Genomic DNA, 19,357 nt, shown 5'->3' on the forward strand with positions numbered 1-19,357 from the left:
CGTGACGGAAGCCGACGGCAAGGCTGCTGGCCGCGCCCAGGTGCCGGCGGCCGACCAGACGCTCGCCATCCTCAGCTTCTTGAGTCGCCAGCGGGGGCCGGTTGCGGCGAGCACGATCGCGACGCAGCTCGGCATCCCGCGCTCGAGCGTCTACCACCTGCTGACGACGCTGCTCGAGCACCGCTTCGTCGTGCATCTGCGCGGCGAGCGTCGCTGGGGTCTCGGGACGGCCGCGTTCGAGTTGGCTGGCGGATACGCGCGGCAGGAGCCGCTCGCGCGCGTCGGCCACCAGGTGGTCGCCGACCTCGTCGACCAGGTGGGGGAGAGCGCGCACCTTGCGGTGATGAGCGGCCGGGATGTGCTTTACATCGTCGACGAGCGCGCACCGCGTCGGCCGGTTCTGGTCGCCGACGTGGGGGTGCGTCTGCCGGCGCACCTCACCGCATCCGGTCGCGCGATGCTCGCGGCCCTGCCGCAGAAGCAGGTGCGTGCGCTGTTCCCGGATGCGTCTTCGTTCGCGGATCGCACGGGTCGCGGCCCGAGGACTCCGCGTGAGCTGCGGGCGGTACTCGATGGGGTCCGGAGCGGGGCGCTGGCGTCGGAGAACGGCGAGGTGTCGGCGGGGATGCGCTCGGTGGGGATGCCAGTGCTCGACCACACTGGGTGGCCGGCGGCTGCGATCGCGGTCACCTGGTCGGAGGATCGCCCCCAGGATGAGCCGCGGCTGCGGCTGCTCCTCGAGAGGTCCGCGGCCGAGATCACCCGCCGCATCTTCGGCGGGTAGGCCCGCCCCAGAGGCTCAGAGGAGGTGCGGCGGGTTGCTGGTGTCCGGCTCGTAGTCTCTGGTGCCGAGCGGGTGCCGTTTGCGCTGTCGCGCGCTCTTGATGATCGTGATGAGGCCGTAGCCGCCGGCGAATCCGCCGACCCAGGTGAGGGCGTGCAGGTAGGCGGGTCCGCCCATGAGGTCTGCGATGACGGCGATCACGCCGAGCGCGAGTCCCGCGATGAGGTATCCGAGGGCGAGAACTTCTTGTCGCGTCATGTTCGTCTCTTCAGGCCAGGGAAGCGAATGGGGTCACGGCGACGGAGTCGACCGTGTCAGTTGCCAGTGAATATACCTCCTGCGCCGTGCCACGAGGGAGTTTGAGCGTGCAGAGCAGTCGGGGTGTGAGGATGGGGCGATGACACGCATCCTCATCACCGGTTCAACGGACGGCCTCGGATACGCGACTGCGGAGTCGCTCCTCGACCAGGGGCACGAGGTCATCGTGCACGCGCGGAGCGCGGCTCGGGCGGAGGCAGTCTCGGCGCTCATCGACCGCGGTGCGGACCTCGTGGTCGCCGACCTGTCCGACCGCGACGCGGTGCTCGACGCGACGGACGAGCTCAACGAGGGGCGGGCAATCGACGCGGTGATCCACAACGCCGGAGTGCTGACGGGGCCGAGCCTGCTGCCCGTCAACGTGGTCGCGCCGTATCTCTGCACGGCTCTCCTGACGACTCCGAGCAGGCATGTCTACCTCAGCAGCAGCATGCACCGAGACGGCAAGGCAGAGCTCGCGGGGCTCGACTGGTCGGGTGGTTCCGTGACGGCGAGCTACTCCGACACGAAGCTGCTCGTCGCGGCCTTCTCGGCGGGCGTCGCCGAGCTGTGGGGTCCGCGCGTGCTCGCCAATTCCGTCGACCCGGGCTGGGTGGCGACGAAGATGGGCGGGTCCGGGGCACCAGATGACTTCGACCTCGGCCACGAGACGCAGGAGCGTCTGGCGGTCGACCCGAGCCTGCAGGTCACGGGCGGCTACTGGCACCACGGCGCCGAGCAGCAGCCGGCGGGCGGTGTGCGTGACGCGGACTTCCGGGCGCGCCTCATCGCGGAGCTGGCCGAGGTCACCGGGGTCGCCCTGCCGACGCGCTGACGCGCGCATCCGCTCACGCGAGCACGCAGATTCTATCCGGAGCTGACGCGCACGCACAGATGAGATCGCGCACAGACGCGGGCCCGCGCATCCGGCACCAGGAAAGGAGGAACCTGGTGGATGCGGGGGCCCGCGCGGATCGTGCGGGTGCGGTGCTCAGCTCGCCGGTGGAGCAGCCGACGAGCTGGGCACTGCCCGGAGCGGAGTGACCTAGCCGCGGCCCTGCACTGCGTACGGGTTGAGGATGGCCTCTTCGGTCCCGGGGAGGATGCCCTCTTCGGTCGCGGTGGGGCGTCCGGCGTCCGGCGGGAACGACTCGGTCATCGAGATCGGCATGGCGCCGTTGCGGTAGAGGTTGTTGGAGCCGGTTGAGGGCTTCCAGTCGTTGGGCTCCCAGTCGGGCACGTAGTTGCGGTATCCGCCCGTGTTGACCTCGATGCGCATGCCGCTGGGGTCGCGGAGGTAGAGGAAGCTCTGCTCGCCGATGCCGTGGATGGAGGGGCCGTACTCGATGGGGATGTTGTTCTCCATGAGCACGTCGGCGCCCTGGAGGAGCTCCTCGCGGGTGTCGACCCAGTACGCGTAGTGGTTGATGCGGCCGGGGCGCGACGAGCTGTCGAGGACGACGCCGAGGTCGTGCGACTTCTCGTTGGTGGTGAGGACGGAGAAGACCGTGACGGGGTGGTCGTCGAGCACCGTGTAGGCCATGATGCGGAAGCCGAGGACCTCGTTGTACCACTTCGCGAAGCCGCGAACGTCGGAGGCGGCGACGGTGACGTGGTCGAGCTGGCGGGGGCCGACGGCGTGCTTCGAGCGCTTCTCGGGGCGGTCGGGGAAGACGGAGGCGTGCTCGGCGTCTGCCTGGTACTTCTCGACGTCCCAGTAGAGCTCCATCGTGTGTCCGTACGGCCCGGTGAAGGTGTACGACTTGCCGTGGCCGACGCTGCGGTCGGCCCATTCACCGTGCACGCCGGCGGCTTCGATGCGCTTGGCCGCCTCGTCGAGCGCCTCGGCGCTGGAGGTGCGCCAGCCCATGACGTTGAGGGCGGCCTCTGGGCCTTCGGCGATGACGAGGCTGTACGTGTAGTAGTCGCCCCACGAGCGGAGGTAGACCTTGCCGTCTTCGCGTGCGACGACGCGCAGGCCGAATTCGTTCTCGTAGAACGTGACCGAGGCTTCGACGTCTGGCGTCGCGATCTCGATGTGCGAGAGGTGGGAGAGCAGTTTGATCATCGTCGATCCTTTTCGTCTGGTGCGGTGCGTCTGTGGCGGTTATCGGCCGCGGCTTGCATGTGCCGTCTCGGGCACAACACCACTTTCGTTCCGAACCCACATATCAGGGAAGCTGAAGTTCATGATGCCGAGCATCATCGATGTGGATGGTCCGCTCGCGGCTACCATTGCGGCATGTCCGGTGGCGGTGGTGATGAGCGCAGTGTGGCGCAGAAGCTGTTCGCGATCGTCGACGCGTTCGCGGCTCGTGAGGAGCTGACGCTCACGCAGGTCGCGGCGGCGGCGAACCTGCCGGTGTCGACGGCGCACCGCATGCTCGCGTCCTGGACCGGGTGGGGTGGGCTCGAGCGGACGGAGTCGGGCACCTACCGGGTCGGCATCAAGCTGTGGCGCCTCGGGGCGCGGCGGACGACGGTCGAGCGCTTGCGCGCCATCGCACGGCCGTATCTCGAGGATCTCCTGGAGGCGACGGAGGAGAACGTGCACATCGCGGTGCGGGACGGCCTCGGCGCGGTGTACCTCGAGCGCATCTCGAGCCCGAACGCGGTGCGGGTCATCTCGGATGTCGGCACGCGGCTGCCCCTGCACGCGACGGGCGTTGGGCTCGTGCTGCTCGCGCATTCGCCCATCGAGGTCTTCGACGAGGTCGTCGCGTCGAAGCCGCGGCAGTACCTGCCGAACACGATCACCGAGGAGAAGGCGCTTCGGCGCCGGCTCGCGGAGATCCGGGCGACGGGACTCTCGAGGTCGGTCGAGGAGATGACGCCTGGTGCGTTCTCGATGGCCGCCCCGGTGGTGGATGCGCACGGCGAGGTCGTCGCGGCGGTGTCGATCATCGCGCATGTCGAGCGCCTCGCCGAGCCGCAGTTCGCACTCGGGGTGCGGATGGCGGCGCGAGGGATATCGGGTGCGCTCGGTCGGTGACCGGCCCGTTGGTGAGGGTGGGGAGTTCTCACCTTGTTGCCCGTGATGAACATAGCTAGGCTAACTACATGACTTCCCTCGCTCCCACCTCCACCTCTGAGAAGTCTGCCAAGCGCTCCACTTCGGACCGCTACTGGGATGCCTACCAGCGCCGCACGCTCCCGAAGGAGTTCCTCGCCCTGTCCGTCATCGGCGCGACGCTCAGCCTCGGCTTCATCGCCGCCGTCTCCGCGTTCCTCTGATCGGGCCGGTGACCACAGCTGATGACTGACGTCTCAAGGAACCGCGAACAGAACTCGACGACGCGTGAGCGCCCCTCCGCGACTCCAGGAGACGAGGCTTCGGAGGCGGTCGACGAGCTCCGCCGCGCGGAGGCGCGCCTCGGGCGGCGCCGCCAGGCGACCGGTGAGCTGAGCGAGACCCACCGCTCGGCGATGCGGTTCATCCTCGAGCGCACCGGCGAGGGGAAGCGAACGAGCCCAGGCGAGCTGGCCGACTGGCTCGACGTCACGAGCGCGTCGGCGACGATGCTCGTGCAGCGCCTCGCCGAGTCTGGCCTTGTGCGAACGGCGCCGGACCCCGATGACCGTCGACGCAAGATGATCGTTCCCGTGGACACCGACCTCGACGCCGACGAGATCGACCCCGTCTCCGGCCAGATCCGCAGCCTCTCCGAGGACCTCTCCCCGCAGGAAGCGAAGCTCGTCTCGCTGTACCTCGACCGCGTCACCGCGGTCGTCGATGGGGAGTCGTCGAACAGCTGACGCAGCTGCGGGTGGGGTGCCGCTGCTCTGAAGCGACGACGTCGGTCCCTCGATCGCAAAATGTCGTTAGTGCTCGATAGCCTCCTATCTAAACCGGAAACGTCGGGGAGGCAGTGGCAATGGACAGCTCAACCAGTTCGAGTGAAGCCAAAGACGGCTTGGGTGAAGCCAAGGAAGGCATCACGAAAGCGTTTGGGGGACTCGGCAAGTTCGCTCGTCACGCTTCGGCGCAGTTGGTCGAGCAAGCCGGTGATCTGAAGGACGTGACGGTCGACACAGTCGAGAAGCTGAGCGCTCCGAAGTCAGATCCCTACGAGGACGCCATCGCCGAATACAACGCGGCTTTCACAGCGATGAGCGACAAGGGGTTCTCGCTGCTTCGTCAGCGTGAGCGCTCGACAGATCTCATCGAACTCGTTGAGACTGTGGTGAACAGCATCGCCAACACTCCGAAGTCGTTTGATGCGGACTTCCAGCAGATCGACCTCCTGAAAGCCCAATTCTTAGAGGCAGAAGAGTTCGCGCATAAGGACCTCCAAGCCGCTCGAGCATCAGCTGCGGGCGCTGGGGCGGGGATTACGGCGGGTGCGGCCGTCGCAAGCGTGGCACCGACCGCGGCGATGTGGGTCGCTACGACCTTCGGAACTGCGTCGACAGGCACAGCAATCTCGACTCTCTCCGGTGCTGCGGCGACCAATGCCGCGATGGCCTGGCTCGGTGGTGGAGCGCTCGCCGCGGGTGGGGGCGGCACTGCAGCAGGTGGCGCGCTCCTCGCTCTCGCTGGACCCATCGGGTGGACCGTCGCCGGCGCAGCGCTTCTCACTTCCATCGCCTTGTTCGCCAAGAAGAAGTTCGAGAACCGCGAGGCTAAGCAGGAGGCGCTCAAGGCTGTCATGCAGAACACGGCGCTCGTGCGAACGATGGATGCTCAGATCGACGATCTCCTCCAGCGCACCGCCTCCATCCGCGAGCTGCTCTTGAAGACGTACTGCGGCGCCCTGCAGTTCTACGCGGCCGATTTCATCACTCTGGCACCTGATCAGCAGTCTCAGCTTGCAGCACTGGTGAACAACACCAAGGCGTGCGCCGCGCTACTTGGGACACGGATCATGCCCGCCAGCCATGATGAGTGACGCCGGCCGGCTCATCGAGAGCAGTCAGGAGCAAGCCGTCGCTGCCTGGGCCAGCCATCTCAATCAATTGCGGGTTGACACTCTTCTGGCGGCCCTTGGTCAGCAGGACCTGAACCTCCGCGAGGCTCTGTCCAGCATCGATGCTGCTATCGCGAAGATCGACCTCGAGGTCATTGCCACCAATCGTGGCGGGGTCAAGGGCATGCACGGGTTCATCGCGGAAGTGGCGGAAGTCGGGATCGGCAATGCACGGAGTCTGATCGTCGGGACCGATGCTGCCTATCAGTGGGTGAACGACAACGGTCCTGTCGACCTCCTTCGAGATGGCATCGACATCCAGCAGAAGTTCGTCGCTGCTGGCGGGCGTCTTGGGCTCGGCGCAATTGCGGACCACCTCGAAAAGTACCCCGACTTCCTCAAGAACGGTGCCAAGTACCAGATCCCTGCAGATCACTTCGAGAGAATTCAGGCGCTCCACGCGATGAGCCCCGAGGAGGCGGGCAAGCTCGTCCGAGGTCCCGGTGACGGCCCATCCTTCCGGGAGTGGCAGCGAGTCCAAGCATTCTTTTCTCAGAACTCCGTCGACATCGACGTGCTCGAGCCATCGAAGCTGGAGTACCACCAGGCCCAGCGTGGTGCGTACGAATCGACGCTCAGCGCAGAGAAGGAGTCGCTTCGCTCCACCGATGGAACGCAGCGCGCCGATGCCGTGCAGGCGAGCGGCACGAGCCTGCAGGAAGGGATGAAGGTCACACTCGCGGCTGCGGCCATCGAAGGTGGGGCCACATTCGTGCTGGCCGTGGTCGAGAAGCGACGCGGCGGAACGCAGCTCAGGGACTTCACCAGCGAGAACTGGATCGAGATCGCGGGCGACTCTGGTCTCGGTTTCGCGAAGGGTGGCGTCAGGGGGCTCACCATCTATTCCCTGACGAACTTCACCAAGACCTCCGCAGCCGTCGCCAGCTCGGTCGTGACCGCAGGATTCGCCATCGCGGAGCAGGCCAACCGGCTCCGCGCGGGCGAGATCTCCGAGACCGAGTTCATCGGGAACGCGGAGCTTGTCTGCCTGGAATCTGCGGTCAGCGCATTGTCTTCCTTCGTCGGGCAGGCGCTCATACCCGCGCCTGTCCTGGGCGCAGTAATCGGCAATGCCGTGGGCATCATCATGTACAAGGCCGTGCGCGATTCTCTTGCCAATCGTGAGGCGGCCCTCATCGGGCGCTATCTCCGGGAACAGCAGGTGCTGGCGGAACACCTCGCCAGCGAATACGAAGACCTCATCCGAAGGCTTGACGAGAGCTTGGCCGGCTATCTCGACCTCTTGGATCATGCTCTCTCACCAGACATTGCAACCGCTCTGCTCGGTTCGGTCGAGCTTGCGCTCGAAGTTGGGGTCGCACCGGAGGAAGTCCTGGACTCGGACGCCAAAACGCTCGCGTACTTTCTCGACTAGAGCAGACTTGTCGACGTTTGCGCGAGCCCGGAGATGCTGTTCGGCGCAGCGCACAGAAAGAGCCCGCGGAGTCGGCTCGGACGTCCAGATCAAAGCCGATCCCGCGGGCAGGTCGGCCGCTCGCAGAAGCGGCCGAGTCGTGAATTCTGTGGTGGTTAGCGGGTCTTCCCGAGCACGTGGATTGCTCCCGTCGTGACGCCGACCTCGAGCTTCTCGAGGGTCACCCCGCGGGTCTCGGGAACCTGCGTGATCGTGAAGAGCAACGCGACCGCCCCGATGCCGGCGAAGAGGAAGAACACCCCGCTGATGCCCATCCCGGCGATGAGGCTCGGGAAGTAGAGGGCCAGGAAGCCGTTGGTCATCCAGCCGAAGAACACGGACACGCCGATGCCGAGGCCACGCATGTGCAGCGGGAAGATCTCCGCCAGGTACACCCAGACGGCGACGTTCAAGAAGGTCTGCATCGAGGCGACGAACGCGACGACGAGGATGAGGATCACGAACGGGCGGGCCGGGTTGCCGACCGGAAGCAGCAGCGACGCGGCGCCGATGAGCAGATGGCAGGTCGTCGTCAGCGTGAGGCCGATCGCGAACGTCTTCCGGCGATCCACACGGTCCATCATGTACAGCGCGATGAACCCGCCGATGACGGCGACCACACCGGGCGCGATGTTCGCGATGAGAGCCGCATCCGCTTCGAAGCCCGACTCGATGAGCACGACCTGCCCGTAGTACATGATCGAATTGATGCCGGTCAGCTGCTGCATCATGGAGACGCCGATGCCGATGAGCAGGATGCGGATGAGCCACTTGTTCGTGAGCACCGCGCCGAGGCCCACCTTCGCCTCCGTCTGCTCTTCCTTCGCGACCTGCTCGACCTCGCCGAGCTCGGCGATCGCGCGCTCCTCGGAGCGCACCGTCTTGAGCACGGTGAGCGCGTCCGCGTGCCGCCCCTTCTCGACGAGCCAGCGCGGCGACTCGGGCATGCGGAGCATCCCGAAGAAGAGGGCGATGGCGGGAATCGCGCAGACGGCGAACATGATGCGCCAGACCCCGTCGATGTGGCTGAGCGTGTTGCCGAGGATGGCGTTGATGACAAACGCGGAGAGCTGACCCGTGACGATCGCGACCTCGTTGCGGCCCGTGATCGAACCGCGGATCTCGAACGGCGCCAGCTCTGCCAGGTAGACGGGCACGACGGTGGATGCGCCGCCGACGGCGAGCCCCAGCATGATGCGCCCCACGACGAGCAGCGCGAAGTTCGGCGACGCGACGACGACGACCGTGCCGAGGAAGAACAGCACGGCGAGGATGATGATCGTGCGGCGGCGACCGATGGCGTCCGAGATGCGTCCGCCGAAGAGTGCACCGAAGGCGGCGGCGAACACGAGGGAGCTGGTGACGACGCCCTCCGTGAAGGCATCGAGGCCGATCTCCGCGGCCATGGGGCGCAGCGCGCCATTGATGACGCCGGTGTCGTAGCCGAAGAGCAGTCCGCCGAAGCAGGCGACGATCGAGATGAGTCCGAGCCGCTTGCGGTACGGGCCTGGCGTGAGTTTGGGCAGGGTCGTCTCTGACGCTGATGCCCCATGCGTGGAAGTGATGAGAACTCCTTTGTCTCCGCGGTTCGTCGCGCCCCTGGGTGATCTCTGCGCGATTCGGGCCGGGTCTCCCGGCCGACTGGAGGCAACCTTATACGTACTAGACGCCGAGCGCTAGTACGTAATAGTCTGTGCGTGCTGGGCGCACCCAGCAGCACAGTGTCGTGTCGGCACCGCCGTCCTCAGGAGAAGCACCATGTCCAAGACCCCCCTCATTCGTGTCGCGCTCATCGGCGCCGGCCGCATCGGCAGCAACCACGCAGTGCTCATCGCCCGCGGCATCCCGAACGCCGAGCTCATCGCCATCGCCGACCCCGTCGAGGGTGCCGCGGCGAAGCTCGCCGAGACGCTCGGCGTCGAGCAGTCGTACACGGACATCGCCGAGCTGCTCGCCCGCCCCGACCTCGACGCGGTCGTCATCACGGCCCCGCCCCGCTTCCACACCGCGCTCGTCGAGCAGGCGGCCGCGGCAGGCAAGGCCATCTTCTGCGAGAAGCCGACGGGTGTCTCGCTCGAGGAGCTGCGCCGCGTCGAGGCCGCCGTCGAACGCCACGACGTGATCTTCCAGGTCGGCTTCAACCGCCGCTACGCCAACGGGTTCCCCGAGCTGCGCTCCGCCCTCGACGCGAGAGCCCTCGGCACGCCGCAGCTGCTGCGCTCGGTGACCCGCGACCCGGGCCTCGCGAACCCCGCGGCGATCCCGCCGTTCACGATCTTCCTCGAGACCCTCATCCACGACTTCGACACCCTCAACTTCTTCAACCCGGGCTCCCGCGCCACCCAGGTCTACGCGGTCGCGGATGCGCTCGTCGCGCCGGACTTCAAGGACAAGGGCCTCCTCGACACCGCTGTCGTCACGATCCGCTACGACAACGGCGCCATCGCAACGGCGGAGGCGAACTTCTCCGCCGCCTACGGCTACGACACCCGTGCCGAGGTCTTCGGCAGCGCCGGCATGGCGACCGCGGGTGAGCTGGCGGCGTCGAGCCTGCGCCTCTATGGCGCGGCGGGCGCGTCCTTCGACACGGTGCGCGCCGACACGCAGCTCATGCGTGCCGCCTACACGGGCGAGCTGCAGGCATTCGTCGACGCCGTCGCCGGCGTCGAGACCCCCCGCCCCGGCACGGAGGCCGCGCTCGAGGCCATGGTCATCGCGCTCGCCTGCATCGAGTCGGTCAAGACCGGCGCACCAGTCGAGGTCGTCCGATGAGCGGGGCCGTCGCTGGTGCTGGCTCGAGTGCTGGCTCGGGCGCTGTCGAATCGCCGTTCGTGCTCGCCGCGTGTGCGGAGATGCTGTTCCTCGACCTCCCGTTCGAGGAGCGAGTGCGCCGCATCGATGAAGCCGGCTTCGAGGTCGAGATCTGGCGGTGGTGGGAGAAGGACCTGGATGCGCTCGTCGCGACCGGCGCGACGTTCGGCTCCATGTCTGGGTACATCCGAGGTGAGCTCATCGACCCGTACGGGGCCGACGCGATCGTCGCCACGGCGCGCGAGTCGCTCGAGGCGGCCCAGGTGCTGAATGTGCCGCGCCTCGTGATCCACGGGACGGGCCTCGACGACAACGGCCTGCCCGTGCGCCCGAGCGCGCACACCACTCCGGCCGACTGGCTCGCCGCCCTGCGCACGTTGGAGCGCCTCGCGAAGCTCGGCGAGGAGTACGGCAAGGTGTTCACGCTCGAGAACCTCAACCACGCCGTCGACCACCCCGGCGTGCCGTTCAACCGGGCGAGCGACACGATCGCGCTCGTCGCCGCGGTCGACAGCCCGCACCTTCGGCTCAACCTCGACCTGTACCACGCGCAGATCGGCGAGGGGGACCTCGTCGACCTGTGCGGGCGCGCGCTGCCGTTCATCGGCGAGATCCAGGTCGCGGATGTGCCCGGGCGCTGCGAGCCGGGAACGGGCGAGATCCACTACCCGCGGGTCGCTCGGGAACTCGACGAGCTCGGCTACCGCGGGGTCGTCGCGATGGAGGCGTTCGCGTCCGGTGACTCCGACCTCGCGCTCCGCAGGTTCCGGGAGGCCTTTAGCATCGAGGTATGAGCGACGTTGACGCACGAGACGCCCGCCGCCCGGTGAGACCGGGCGGCGGCAAGCGCGTCACGATGCGCGACGTCGCCGACGCGGCTGGCGTCTCGCAGCCGCTCGTGTCGATCGTCATGCGCGACGTGCCGGGTGCGAGCCCAGAGTCGCGCGCGCATGTTCTCGAGGTCGCTGCCCGTCTCGGCTACCGGCGCGACGAGCGGGCGAGGATGCTCAAGCAGGGCCGCTCGCGCCTCGTCGGCATCGTCTTCCACGCGGCGCAGCCGTTCCACGGCGAGCTCATCGACGAGCTCCAGCTCGCGGCCCGGTCTGCCGGGTACAACGTGTCGCTCGCTGCGGTCACGAAGCGACGGGGCGAGGCGGATGCGATCGAGGCGCTGCTGGGGGAGCGGGTCGAGGGGCTCGTCCTGCTCGGAGCGTCGCTGCCCGAGGAGCAGCTCGACCGCATCGCCGAGGAGGTTCCCGTCGTCACGGTCGCCAGCCAGTACTCGTCGGCGTCGTTCGACAGCGTGTCCATGGACGACGCGCGCGGCATGAAGCTGGCGGTGCGGCACCTGCACGAGCGCGGGCACTCGCGCATCCTGTACCTCGGGGCGCCTGGCGTCTCGGGTGATGAGGTGCGCACGGCCACGTTCCTCGCCGCCACGGCTGCTGCCGGGCTCGGCGACCAGGTCGCGATCGTCGCGGGCGGAGCTTCGGAGGCCGCCGGCGCGAAGGTGATCGAGGAGGCGCTGGCCCGCTACCCGGACGCCACCGCTGTAGTCGCCTTCAACGACCGGAGCGCGCAGGGCGTCGTCGCCCAGGCGCGCCTCCTCGGCAAGCGTGTTCCCGAGGACCTGGCCGTGGTCGGCTTCGACGACTCCGAGCAAGCCGAGCTGCCGTACCTGCAGCTCACCAGCCTCGCGCAGGATCCGGCGCAGCTCGCATCCGCGGCCGTCGAGATGGTGGTGGGGCGCGTCGACGCGAGCGCCGAAGGCGAGCAGCCGCGGAGCGGGGAGCACCGCATCCTGCCGACGAGGCTCGTCGTGCGCAGCAGCAGCAACTCGGTCGAGCGCTCGAGGTGACGGAACGTCGGCCGCCCGGCTTCGACGGGGTGAGTCCGTCCCGTCCCAGCGGTTCGCTGCCTGGGCTGCGCGACGCTGCCCGCCGCCAGTACTTCTCGCTCGGCACCGGCGAGCTGGCGTCGGTCCTGACCTTCACGATGCTGGGCGTGTGGGTCGTGCCACCCATCTTGCCGTCGGGCAGTGACGTCGCCGCGTTCTGGTCGGCGCTCGCACCCCTGCTGCTCGTGCTCCTGCACGGTGGCTCGTACTGGCTGCTCGCCCGCCGCTGGGTCGGCACCTCCAGGATGCCCGTCGGTCTCGCGCGCACGTTCTGGGTGTTGAAGTGGCTGAACCTCGCGGTGCTCGTCGGCGGTCTCGTCGGCGTCGTGGCCTGGTGGCCCAGCTCCTGGCTGGTCGCGGTGCTCGTCCTGTTCACATGGGCATTCGGGGCCGTCGAGTACCTCAACTACTTCGTCGTGCGGCTGAGCTACCCGGCGCGGGCCTGGCTGCCAGAGGTGCGACGCCTTCGGACTCCGCGCTTGATGAGGGATATCAGGCAAGCCACGCATCGGTAGGCTTCCCGGATGCCACTCGGTCGCGGATTTCGTGTGCTCTGGAGCGCGAACGCCCTGTCGAACCTGGCAGACGGCATCGCGTTCGTATCGATGCCGCTGCTGGCCGCCTCGGTTACCGACGACCCGCGCCTCGTCGCGGGCTTGGCGACGCTCTACGCGCTGGTCCGCCTCCTGGTCGCGCTGCCCATCGGCGTCTGGGTCGATCGGGTTGACCGTCGGACCCTGATCGTCGCGGCGAATGTGCTGCGCGGCTGCGCCCTGCTGGGGCTTGCCGTGGCCATCCAGCTCGGCTTCTCCTCCCTCATGGTCCTGTATGCGGCGATGGCCGTGGTCGCGACGTTGGAGAGCGCGGCGGACAACGCCGCATCGGCCATGCTGCCGTCGCTCGTCGACCGCGAGCGACTCGATTCCGCGAACGGGAGGGTCGCGGCGGCGCAGCTCGTCGCGGACGAGTTCGCGGGCCCTCCCCTCGGGGGCTTGCTGTTCGCACTCGCCGCAGCAGCCCCTGTCTTCGCGATGGGTGGGCTGTGGGCCGTCGCGGGCCTCGTCGCCCTCGCGCTGCCGATTCGGCGACCGTCGAGGAAAGGAGGGGATGCGCGCAATGCACGACGTTCGGTCTTCGTCGAGGTGCGCGAGGGCATCGCCTGGTTGGCACGCCACCGCGTCGTCGGCAGTCTTGCGCTCATCGGAGCGCTCGCGAGCGTCGGCTACATGCTGCCCTTCTCGATTCTCGTGCTGTTCGCCGAGGAGCGCCTCGGCCTGGACAGCACCGGATACGGCCTGCTGCTCGCCGCGTCGGCCCTCGGCGGCTTGCTCGGCTCCTTCCTCGCAGCCCGGCTTCGCACGTGGCTCGGATACCGATGGACGATCGTGGCCAGTCTGGCGCTGGGGGCGCTCACGCTCGGTGGGCTGTGCCTCACGACGAAGCCGATCGTCGCCGGCGTGCTCTTGGCGCTCTACATCCTGCACGCGACAGTCTGGAACATCTGCTCGCAGTCCCTCCGCCAGCGCCTCATCCCGGACGAGCTGCTCGGCCGCGTGGGCGCCAGCACGCGCGTGCTCGGTCTCCTGGGGCTCGCCATCGGGGCGACGATGGGCGGGCTCCTGGGGGTGGTCGACATCGCGATACCGGTCGCGGCCGGGGCCGGGATGTTCGTGGTCTGCGGCTTGGTTGCTGCTGGCGCGCTGCGGGGCAGCGTGTCCGGTCGGCGTCCGGGCAGTTCCTCTCAGGCGTCCGGAGAGCCGATGCGTCGATAGGGTCGCTCTATGTGGGAGACGGATACCGAGGACTTCGCAGACATCAAGAGCGCTGAACTCGCGCTGCTCTCGTCGGCCGTTCGAGCCGACTCCGCCCAGACGTCCGCGTTCCTGTCCGAGGACTTCGCGGAGATCGGGCGCTCCGGGCGTCGCTGGACGTACGCGGAGTCGGTGGCGGCCCTGGCCGGCGAGGAGGAGCGACCTCTGCCGCGCACATCGGAGTGGCTCTTCAATCGGGTGAGCGCGGAGCTCGTGCTCGTGAACTACGTGCTCCATGAGCCCGGTCGGGACAGCAGGCATGCGTCGCTCTGGGACACGCGAGGCCCAACCCTCCGGTATCACCAGGGGACGATCATCCCCAGCTAGCCGACGGAGCTGCGGTTCACGATCCGCGCGCGTGACGCTGCGCAGCGCGCATCCGCGTCCGCCGAGATGGCTCGTCGTTCGGGGTGCTCACTGCCGCGAAGGCGCCACGCCCGAGCGGGGTTCGCCGTGAACATCGCTGTGGCGACGGCGTCACCGACGCGCGAGGCGATCGTCCGCCTCGTCTGGCTGAGGAGGCCGCGCATCCCGGCCCCGCCGTCGGCTGCTGTCGCCGAGCGCGTCGTGGTGTCGCCGCCGATGAGGAGCGAGTCGGCGTGGCCCGTGTCCACGATCCGGCTGATGACAGACAGCAGGGCGGTGTCCGTGCGTGCGTGGTTGGGCGAGGGGCCGTCGACGCACAGGTACGTGCCCGTGGTGCTGACTTCGGCGATGTACTCGAGGTCGGGGTTGCGGCCCAGGTGTCCCAGGACGACGGCTTCAGGCGTCACTTCGAGCTCCCGGAGCAGGCCGACGACCTCGAGGGCGCCCCTTCCTCCTTCGAGGTGGACGGCGATGGGCGCACCGGTCGCGTGATGCGCGGCCGCAGCTGCATCCAAGCTCGTCCGTTCGAACGGCGTCACGCCCGCCGGTCCGGTCCCGACCTTGATCAGGCCGCACCGCCGATCGATCACGTCGTCGACGAAGGCCGCCGCGAGTTCGACGGCACTGGCGTCGAGGAGCGGATGCCCGGGCGGGTAGACCTCCCGGCGGTGCCGGCCGGTCGCGGCGACGATGTGGGTCCGGGACGCGTGCCCGAGTTCTCGCAGTGCGGCCAGCTGCCGACCGAGGCCGCGCGGAGTCCACTGCACGATCGTGGTTCCGCCGGCCTCGCGGAAGAGGTCAGCCTCGAGCACCGCGGCCGCGAAGTCGGCGAGCTCCTGGCCCGGCAGGGCGGGCGTGGAGAGGAAGAGATGGTCGTGCGAGTCCACGACGCCGAGGCTCGCTGCGTCGAGGTCGCCGGCAATCGTTCGGACGACCTCAGCGCTCACGCTGTCGTGCTGTTCGGGGAGACCGTGTCGAGTGCGCGCAGGGCCGCCATGGTGCGGGGCAGGCCGACGTAGGCGACGAGGTGCACGAAGGCTTCGGCGACCTCTTCTCTCGACATGCCGATCCTGATCGACGATGCGATCTGTCCCTGCAGTTGAGGATCCACGCCGCCCAGCGCCGCGAGGGCTCCGAGGTTGAGGAGCTGCCGATCGCGGGGGCTGAGCCCGGGGCGCTGGTAGGTGCCGCCGAAGACCGCACCGACGATCCACTCATCGAAACCGGGCGCCGTCGCGTCGACGGTCGTGCGCCATCCCTGCGTCGTCTCGGGTTCCTGCAACGCGGCGAGCGCATCGAGGCCGGCTTCTGGGTCGTACTGCTTGTCCATGGCGTCTCCATTCTGTAACGGTTCACACGTTACACTTGTCGAGTGGCCGACAAGACAGCATTCAGGACAGATGGTGGAGCGGCGTGGCTCAACCTCCTCGCTACTCGGGGGCAGACATTCGGCGCGCATCCCGTCGAGCGCCTTCAGGGCCCTGACGACCTCCAACGGTGGCTCACGTTGATGGGCCTGCGGCCCCGAGAGGCGCCGAGCGAAAGTGACCTGAAGGAAACGGTGCGGCTCCGCGAGACCCTTCGTGGGCTGGCGATGGCAGCCGTGGAGCCCTCGCCGCCCAGGGAGCTGAGGGTGGACGCGCTCCTCGAGTTCTCCGCGAAGGGGAACCCGGCTCTGGCTGGGGCGCCGCTCGGCGATGTCGCGTCCGCGCTGTCAGCGCTCGCCATCCAGGCGACCCTCACGCTGCGGGGGCCCGACCGTGCGCTCCTTCGCCAGTGCGATGAGGTCGACTGTCGCTGGGTCTTTCTGGATTCATCCGGCCGCAGACGGTGGTGCCCGGCGGCTGCGTGTGCATCCCGCGGACGTGTGCGCGCGCACCGCGCGGCGGCGGCAGCATCGTCCGTTTCTTGAGCACGGCGTTCGAGGCGGTGCTCGACTCGGCTAGCTTGGTGGCCGGTCCTGTTCCGAATGGTGCCGTTCTTTCCAGGAGGGGTCGGCGATACCGGTCAGGACGCTGAGCACCGTGCGCTCGGCGAGCTTCGCGTCGATCGGCTGGTGGCCGAAGAACGCTCGGTAGTAGAGCGGTGCCGCGAGGAGGTCGAGGGTGAGCTCCATGTCGAGTTCCGCCCGCAGGTCTCCTCGCTCGATGGCGTGCTCGAGGACTGTCCTGGTCGTCGCGCGGCGAGCCTCGAAGTACTCGCTGAGGAACAGTTCGCGGAGCTCCGGGTCGGCCTCCAGGTCGGCGAGGAGCCCCGGGAGTGCGCGGGTGATGGGGGAGTTGCCGAACCCGTCGGCGATGTTCGAGATGCCGCTGACGAGGTCGCAGTGCACGCAGCCGGTGTCAGGCGTCGGCGTCGTTCCGAGCACCGAGATGAGCGTGTGCACGACGATGCCCGGCAGGCTCTTCCAGCGCCGCCGAAGCGCGGGCTTGCTCGTGCCGGCGGCTGCCGCGACGTTCTCCATCGTGAGCGCGCGATACTGACCGGTCTCGAGGAGGCCGATGACCGCCTCGGTCGCCCTGGCGTCGATCGTCGCGTCGCGGGGGCGGCCGTGCGGCAGTGATCGGGTCTGGGGTGCGGTGTGCGGCTCTGGTTGCGGCATTGCCTCACCGTACCCTACATTCATTACGTTCCGGTGTGGAATGTAATGATGGGAGTGGGCATGCAGCAGGATGAATCGCGTTCGACGGCGGGGGCGACGACACCCTCAGAGGTCGAGGCCGGAGGTGTCTTCTCGCCACGTCTGCGCGGGTCCACGATCGGGATCCTCGTGAGCGTCGGGGCGGTGGCCTTCGAATCGCTTGGGGTCGCAACCGTCCTCCCGACCGTCGCCGAACAGCTGGGCGGCCTGCGCGGATACGGCTGGGGGCTCTCTGCACTCATGCTCGCCAGCATCGTCGGCACCGTCGTCGCCGGGAGCGACATCGACCGCAGGGGGCCCGCGCGGGCAGTGGTGGTCGGAAGCCTGGTCTTCGCACTCGGCTGCCTGCTCGCCGGTCTCGCCCCCGGGTGGGGCGTGTTCGTGGCCGCGCGAGCGCTCCAGGGATTCGGGGTCGGAGCGATCATGGCGTACGCGTACAGCCTGGTCGGCCTCGCGTATCCGCCTCGGCTCCAGGCCGTCATGTTCGCGTTCCTGTCGTCGGCGTGGACGATCCCGTCGCTCCTGGGTCCGGTCTTCGCCGGGGTGCTCACGACGGTGCTCGACTGGCGCGTCGTGTTCTGGACCATCGCGCCGATCACGATCCTCCTCCTCCCGCTCGTCTTGCCTGGTGCACTCCGGGTCTCTGCAGGCCCGAGGGTGCGGAGCGGCCGGTTGTTCTCCGCGCCCGTCTGGTTCTCGGTGCTCCTCGCGGCTGGGACGGGGGCCGTGCTCTTCGGCCTCGAGGTGGATGCGCTCCCGCTGATGCTTGCGCTGCTCGTCATGGGCCTGGTGGCCGCGGCCGTGGGCTTGCGTCGTACCTTGCCAGTGGGCTCATTCCGTGCGCGTCGTGGTGCACCGGCCGGGGTCGTCGTGCGCTTCATCCTGTGCGGTGTGTACTTCGGGTCGGAGGCGTTCCTGCCCCTCGGGCTCACGAGCATCCACGGCCTCGATGTCACGATCGCAGGGCTGGGTCTCGCGGCCGGCGCGCTCGCCTGGACGGCCGGGTCGTTCGTGCAGGCGCGGATCGATGCGGCCAGACCGGGGCAGCGTTCTCGCTCGACGAGGTTCGGGATGCTCGTCTTGCTGGGCGGCCAGCTGCTCATGGGGGCTGCTGTCGCGCTTCCGGTGGTCTGGCCTGGCTGGGCCGTCGTCGGCTGGGGCATCGCTGGAATCGGGATGGGGATCGCGTTCAACGCATCGACGGCGGCGGCCATGTCGGCCACGCCGACCTCGGCCGCGGGGAGCATCAGCGCGAGTCTGCAGCTCGCGCAGACCCTCGCGACGGCCGTCATCGCCGGCCTCGGTGGGGCGGCCGTCGCGCGGCTCGGAGCCACGACGCCCGCGTTCCTCGCGGTCTTCGGGTCCACCGCCGCACTCGCCCTGGTGGGTGTGTGGGTCGCGGGGCGCCTCAAAGGGCAGGCGGCCGAGGCCGGGGACCGACGCCAGTAGGAGGAATGGGGCGCCGCGTTGTCCGGAGAAGACCGCGCGGCGCCGCGTTCGCCTCTCTTCTCTACTCCGGCGAGGCGCGCGCGATGTGCACCGCGAGGAAGGCCACTTCCTCGTCGGGCAGCTCCACGCCGTGCGTCTCGCGGATGAACGTGCGCACGCGTTCAGCGGTCGCGATCGCACGAGGGGCTCGCTCACTGAGGTTCCGGAACAGGAAGTCGTCGCCGCCCAGCAGCTGGCCCGCGAAGAAGCGCTCCGCGAAGAACTGCAGGTGCGTGAGGAACCGTGAGGCGTGGAGGTCCTTCCTGGAGACTCGGACGGCGGAGGTCATCGTCACGATGCTCGTGACCTTCGCGACCAGGTCGACGACGCGCATCGAGTCGACGCCGAGCTTGCCCGTGTCGGCGTTGACGAGGTGGAAGGCCACGTTGGCTGCCTCCTCCTCGCCGAGCCGCACTCCGAGGCGTCGTTCCACGTCGTCGAGAGCACGGACGCTCACGGCGTGGTGGTCCGGGTAGACGGTGCGCACCTCCCACGCGAGCCGGTTCGTGAGGGCGATGCCCTTCCGGTATCGCTCCACCGCGAAATGGAGGTGGTCGGTGAGGGTGAGGTACACGTGCGGGTCGAGGGTGAGTCCCGCGCGACCCGCATCCGCGACGATCTCGCGGGTCAGCTCGACGTACTCTGCCGGGATCTGCGCGAGCAGCTCGACGAGGTTCCGGTGATCCGAGTCAGGGAGGGAGATGAACTCCTGGTCCGTGATCGTCGCCGAAACCTCGTCGCCCGGCTTCTGTCCGTACCCGATGCCCTTGCCCAGCAGGACGCGTTCGACGCCGCGGTCGTCGACGACGAGCACCACACTGGAATTGAGGACCTTCTTGATGGCGGGCACGGTGGTCTCCTTTGACGCCGCTTGGAGGGGA

22 protein-coding genes are annotated in these 19,357 nt (G+C 68.5%); 15 read left to right on the plus strand and 7 right to left on the minus strand.

Annotated features, from left to right (window positions below):
• The first annotated feature begins 1 nt into the window (after position 1).
• The gene (locus ITJ67_RS03670; protein ID WP_323741378.1) at positions 2-784 is read left to right on the plus strand and encodes an IclR family transcriptional regulator; all 783 of its coding nucleotides are present in this window, start codon (positions 2-4) and stop codon (positions 782-784) included.
• A gap of 15 nt (positions 785-799) precedes the next feature.
• On the opposite strand, the gene ITJ67_RS03675 is transcribed toward ITJ67_RS03670, so the two are convergent.
• Complete coding sequence (locus ITJ67_RS03675) at positions 800-1,042, minus strand: hypothetical protein (RefSeq protein ID WP_194676780.1); 243 nt, start codon at positions 1,040-1,042, stop codon at positions 800-802.
• Between the two features lie 139 nt (positions 1,043-1,181).
• Here ITJ67_RS03675 and ITJ67_RS03680 point away from each other — a divergent pair, with 139 nt between their 5' ends.
• A complete protein-coding gene (locus ITJ67_RS03680; protein WP_194676781.1) occupies positions 1,182-1,916 on the plus strand; it encodes an SDR family NAD(P)-dependent oxidoreductase in 735 nt (244 codons plus the stop codon).
• Between the two features lie 210 nt (positions 1,917-2,126).
• Here ITJ67_RS03680 and ITJ67_RS03685 read toward each other — a convergent pair whose 3' ends face one another.
• Entirely contained in the window at positions 2,127-3,149 is a 1,023-nt protein-coding gene (locus tag ITJ67_RS03685; RefSeq protein ID WP_104239928.1) for a VOC family protein, read from the minus strand.
• 174 nt (positions 3,150-3,323) lie between these two features.
• Here ITJ67_RS03685 and ITJ67_RS03690 point away from each other — a divergent pair, with 174 nt between their 5' ends.
• From ITJ67_RS03690 to ITJ67_RS03710, 5 genes are all read left to right on the plus strand, one after another.
• Complete coding sequence (locus ITJ67_RS03690; RefSeq protein WP_194676782.1) at positions 3,324-4,073, plus strand: IclR family transcriptional regulator; 750 nt, start codon at positions 3,324-3,326, stop codon at positions 4,071-4,073.
• A gap of 68 nt (positions 4,074-4,141) precedes the next feature.
• Positions 4,142-4,315, plus strand: a complete 174-nt coding sequence (locus tag ITJ67_RS03695) for a hypothetical protein (protein WP_160071129.1) — start codon at positions 4,142-4,144, stop codon at positions 4,313-4,315.
• A 21-nt stretch (positions 4,316-4,336) separates the two neighbouring features.
• Positions 4,337-4,837, plus strand: coding sequence for a MarR family winged helix-turn-helix transcriptional regulator (locus ITJ67_RS03700; RefSeq protein ID WP_160071130.1), 501 nt, complete (start codon positions 4,337-4,339; stop codon positions 4,835-4,837).
• Positions 4,838-4,956: 119 nt separating this feature from the next.
• Positions 4,957-5,970 carry a hypothetical protein gene (locus ITJ67_RS03705; RefSeq protein WP_194676783.1) on the plus strand — a complete coding sequence of 338 codons (1,014 nt, stop codon included), beginning with the start codon at positions 4,957-4,959 and terminating at the stop codon, positions 5,968-5,970.
• Positions 5,960-7,423 (plus strand): hypothetical protein, encoded by a 1,464-nt coding sequence (locus tag ITJ67_RS03710; RefSeq protein ID WP_228502275.1) that lies wholly within the window; start codon positions 5,960-5,962, stop codon positions 7,421-7,423. The genes ITJ67_RS03705 and ITJ67_RS03710 overlap by 11 nt, the downstream gene beginning before the upstream one ends.
• Positions 7,424-7,578: 155 nt before the next feature.
• Here the strand turns inward: ITJ67_RS03710 and ITJ67_RS03715 are convergent, their stop codons facing one another.
• Positions 7,579-9,081, minus strand: a complete 1,503-nt coding sequence (locus ITJ67_RS03715; RefSeq protein ID WP_194676881.1) for a sugar porter family MFS transporter — start codon at positions 9,079-9,081, stop codon at positions 7,579-7,581.
• A 139-nt stretch (positions 9,082-9,220) separates the two neighbouring features.
• On the opposite strand from ITJ67_RS03715, the gene ITJ67_RS03720 reads away from it, so the two are divergent.
• The 6 genes from ITJ67_RS03720 to ITJ67_RS03745 are packed head-to-tail and all read left to right on the plus strand — an operon-like array spanning position 9,221 to position 14,308.
• Positions 9,221-10,234, plus strand: coding sequence for a Gfo/Idh/MocA family oxidoreductase (locus ITJ67_RS03720; protein WP_194676784.1), 1,014 nt, complete (start codon positions 9,221-9,223; stop codon positions 10,232-10,234).
• Positions 10,231-11,067 carry a TIM barrel protein gene (locus ITJ67_RS03725; protein ID WP_194676785.1) on the plus strand — a complete coding sequence of 279 codons (837 nt, stop codon included), beginning with the start codon at positions 10,231-10,233 and terminating at the stop codon, positions 11,065-11,067. The genes ITJ67_RS03720 and ITJ67_RS03725 overlap by 4 nt, the downstream gene beginning before the upstream one ends.
• A complete protein-coding gene (locus ITJ67_RS03730) occupies positions 11,064-12,131 on the plus strand; it encodes a LacI family DNA-binding transcriptional regulator (protein WP_194676786.1) in 1,068 nt (355 codons plus the stop codon). Before ITJ67_RS03725 ends, ITJ67_RS03730 begins: the two co-directional genes overlap by 4 nt.
• Positions 12,128-12,685 (plus strand): hypothetical protein, encoded by a 558-nt coding sequence (locus ITJ67_RS03735; RefSeq protein ID WP_236558317.1) that lies wholly within the window; start codon positions 12,128-12,130, stop codon positions 12,683-12,685. The genes ITJ67_RS03730 and ITJ67_RS03735 overlap by 4 nt, the downstream gene beginning before the upstream one ends.
• A gap of 9 nt (positions 12,686-12,694) precedes the next feature.
• Positions 12,695-13,942 (plus strand): MFS transporter, encoded by a 1,248-nt coding sequence (locus ITJ67_RS03740; RefSeq protein WP_194676787.1) that lies wholly within the window; start codon positions 12,695-12,697, stop codon positions 13,940-13,942.
• A 9-nt stretch (positions 13,943-13,951) separates the two neighbouring features.
• The gene (locus ITJ67_RS03745; protein ID WP_194676788.1) at positions 13,952-14,308 is read left to right on the plus strand and encodes a DUF4440 domain-containing protein; all 357 of its coding nucleotides are present in this window, start codon (positions 13,952-13,954) and stop codon (positions 14,306-14,308) included.
• On the opposite strand, the gene ITJ67_RS03750 is transcribed toward ITJ67_RS03745, so the two are convergent.
• Both ITJ67_RS03750 and ITJ67_RS03755 read right to left on the minus strand, forming a co-directional pair.
• Positions 14,305-15,294: a phosphotriesterase gene (locus ITJ67_RS03750; protein WP_194676789.1), complete on the minus strand. Its 990-nt coding sequence runs from the start codon at positions 15,292-15,294 to the stop codon at positions 14,305-14,307. The two genes, ITJ67_RS03745 and ITJ67_RS03750, sit on opposite strands and share 4 nt — an antisense overlap.
• A complete protein-coding gene (locus ITJ67_RS03755) occupies positions 15,291-15,677 on the minus strand; it encodes a carboxymuconolactone decarboxylase family protein (RefSeq protein ID WP_160071137.1) in 387 nt (128 codons plus the stop codon). The genes ITJ67_RS03750 and ITJ67_RS03755 overlap by 4 nt, the downstream gene beginning before the upstream one ends.
• 42 nt (positions 15,678-15,719) lie before the next feature.
• Here ITJ67_RS03755 and ITJ67_RS20405 point away from each other — a divergent pair, with 42 nt between their 5' ends.
• A complete protein-coding gene (locus ITJ67_RS20405; protein WP_194676790.1) occupies positions 15,720-16,259 on the plus strand; it encodes an ABATE domain-containing protein in 540 nt (179 codons plus the stop codon).
• Between the two features lie 30 nt (positions 16,260-16,289).
• Here ITJ67_RS20405 and ITJ67_RS03765 read toward each other — a convergent pair whose 3' ends face one another.
• The gene (locus ITJ67_RS03765) at positions 16,290-16,949 is read right to left on the minus strand and encodes a TetR/AcrR family transcriptional regulator (protein ID WP_194676791.1); all 660 of its coding nucleotides are present in this window, start codon (positions 16,947-16,949) and stop codon (positions 16,290-16,292) included.
• Positions 16,950-17,009: 60 nt separating this feature from the next.
• Here ITJ67_RS03765 and ITJ67_RS03770 point away from each other — a divergent pair, with 60 nt between their 5' ends.
• Entirely contained in the window at positions 17,010-18,437 is a 1,428-nt protein-coding gene (locus tag ITJ67_RS03770) for an MFS transporter (RefSeq protein ID WP_228502276.1), read from the plus strand.
• 61 nt (positions 18,438-18,498) lie between these two features.
• On the opposite strand, the gene ITJ67_RS20155 is transcribed toward ITJ67_RS03770, so the two are convergent.
• A complete protein-coding gene (locus tag ITJ67_RS20155) occupies positions 18,499-19,326 on the minus strand; it encodes a PRD domain-containing protein (RefSeq protein ID WP_104239894.1) in 828 nt (275 codons plus the stop codon).
• Positions 19,327-19,357 lie beyond the last annotated feature (31 nt).

This window comes from Pseudoclavibacter sp. VKM Ac-2867 (assembly GCF_015351275.1).
Classification (GTDB): Bacteria; Actinomycetota; Actinomycetes; order Actinomycetales; family Microbacteriaceae; genus Pseudoclavibacter.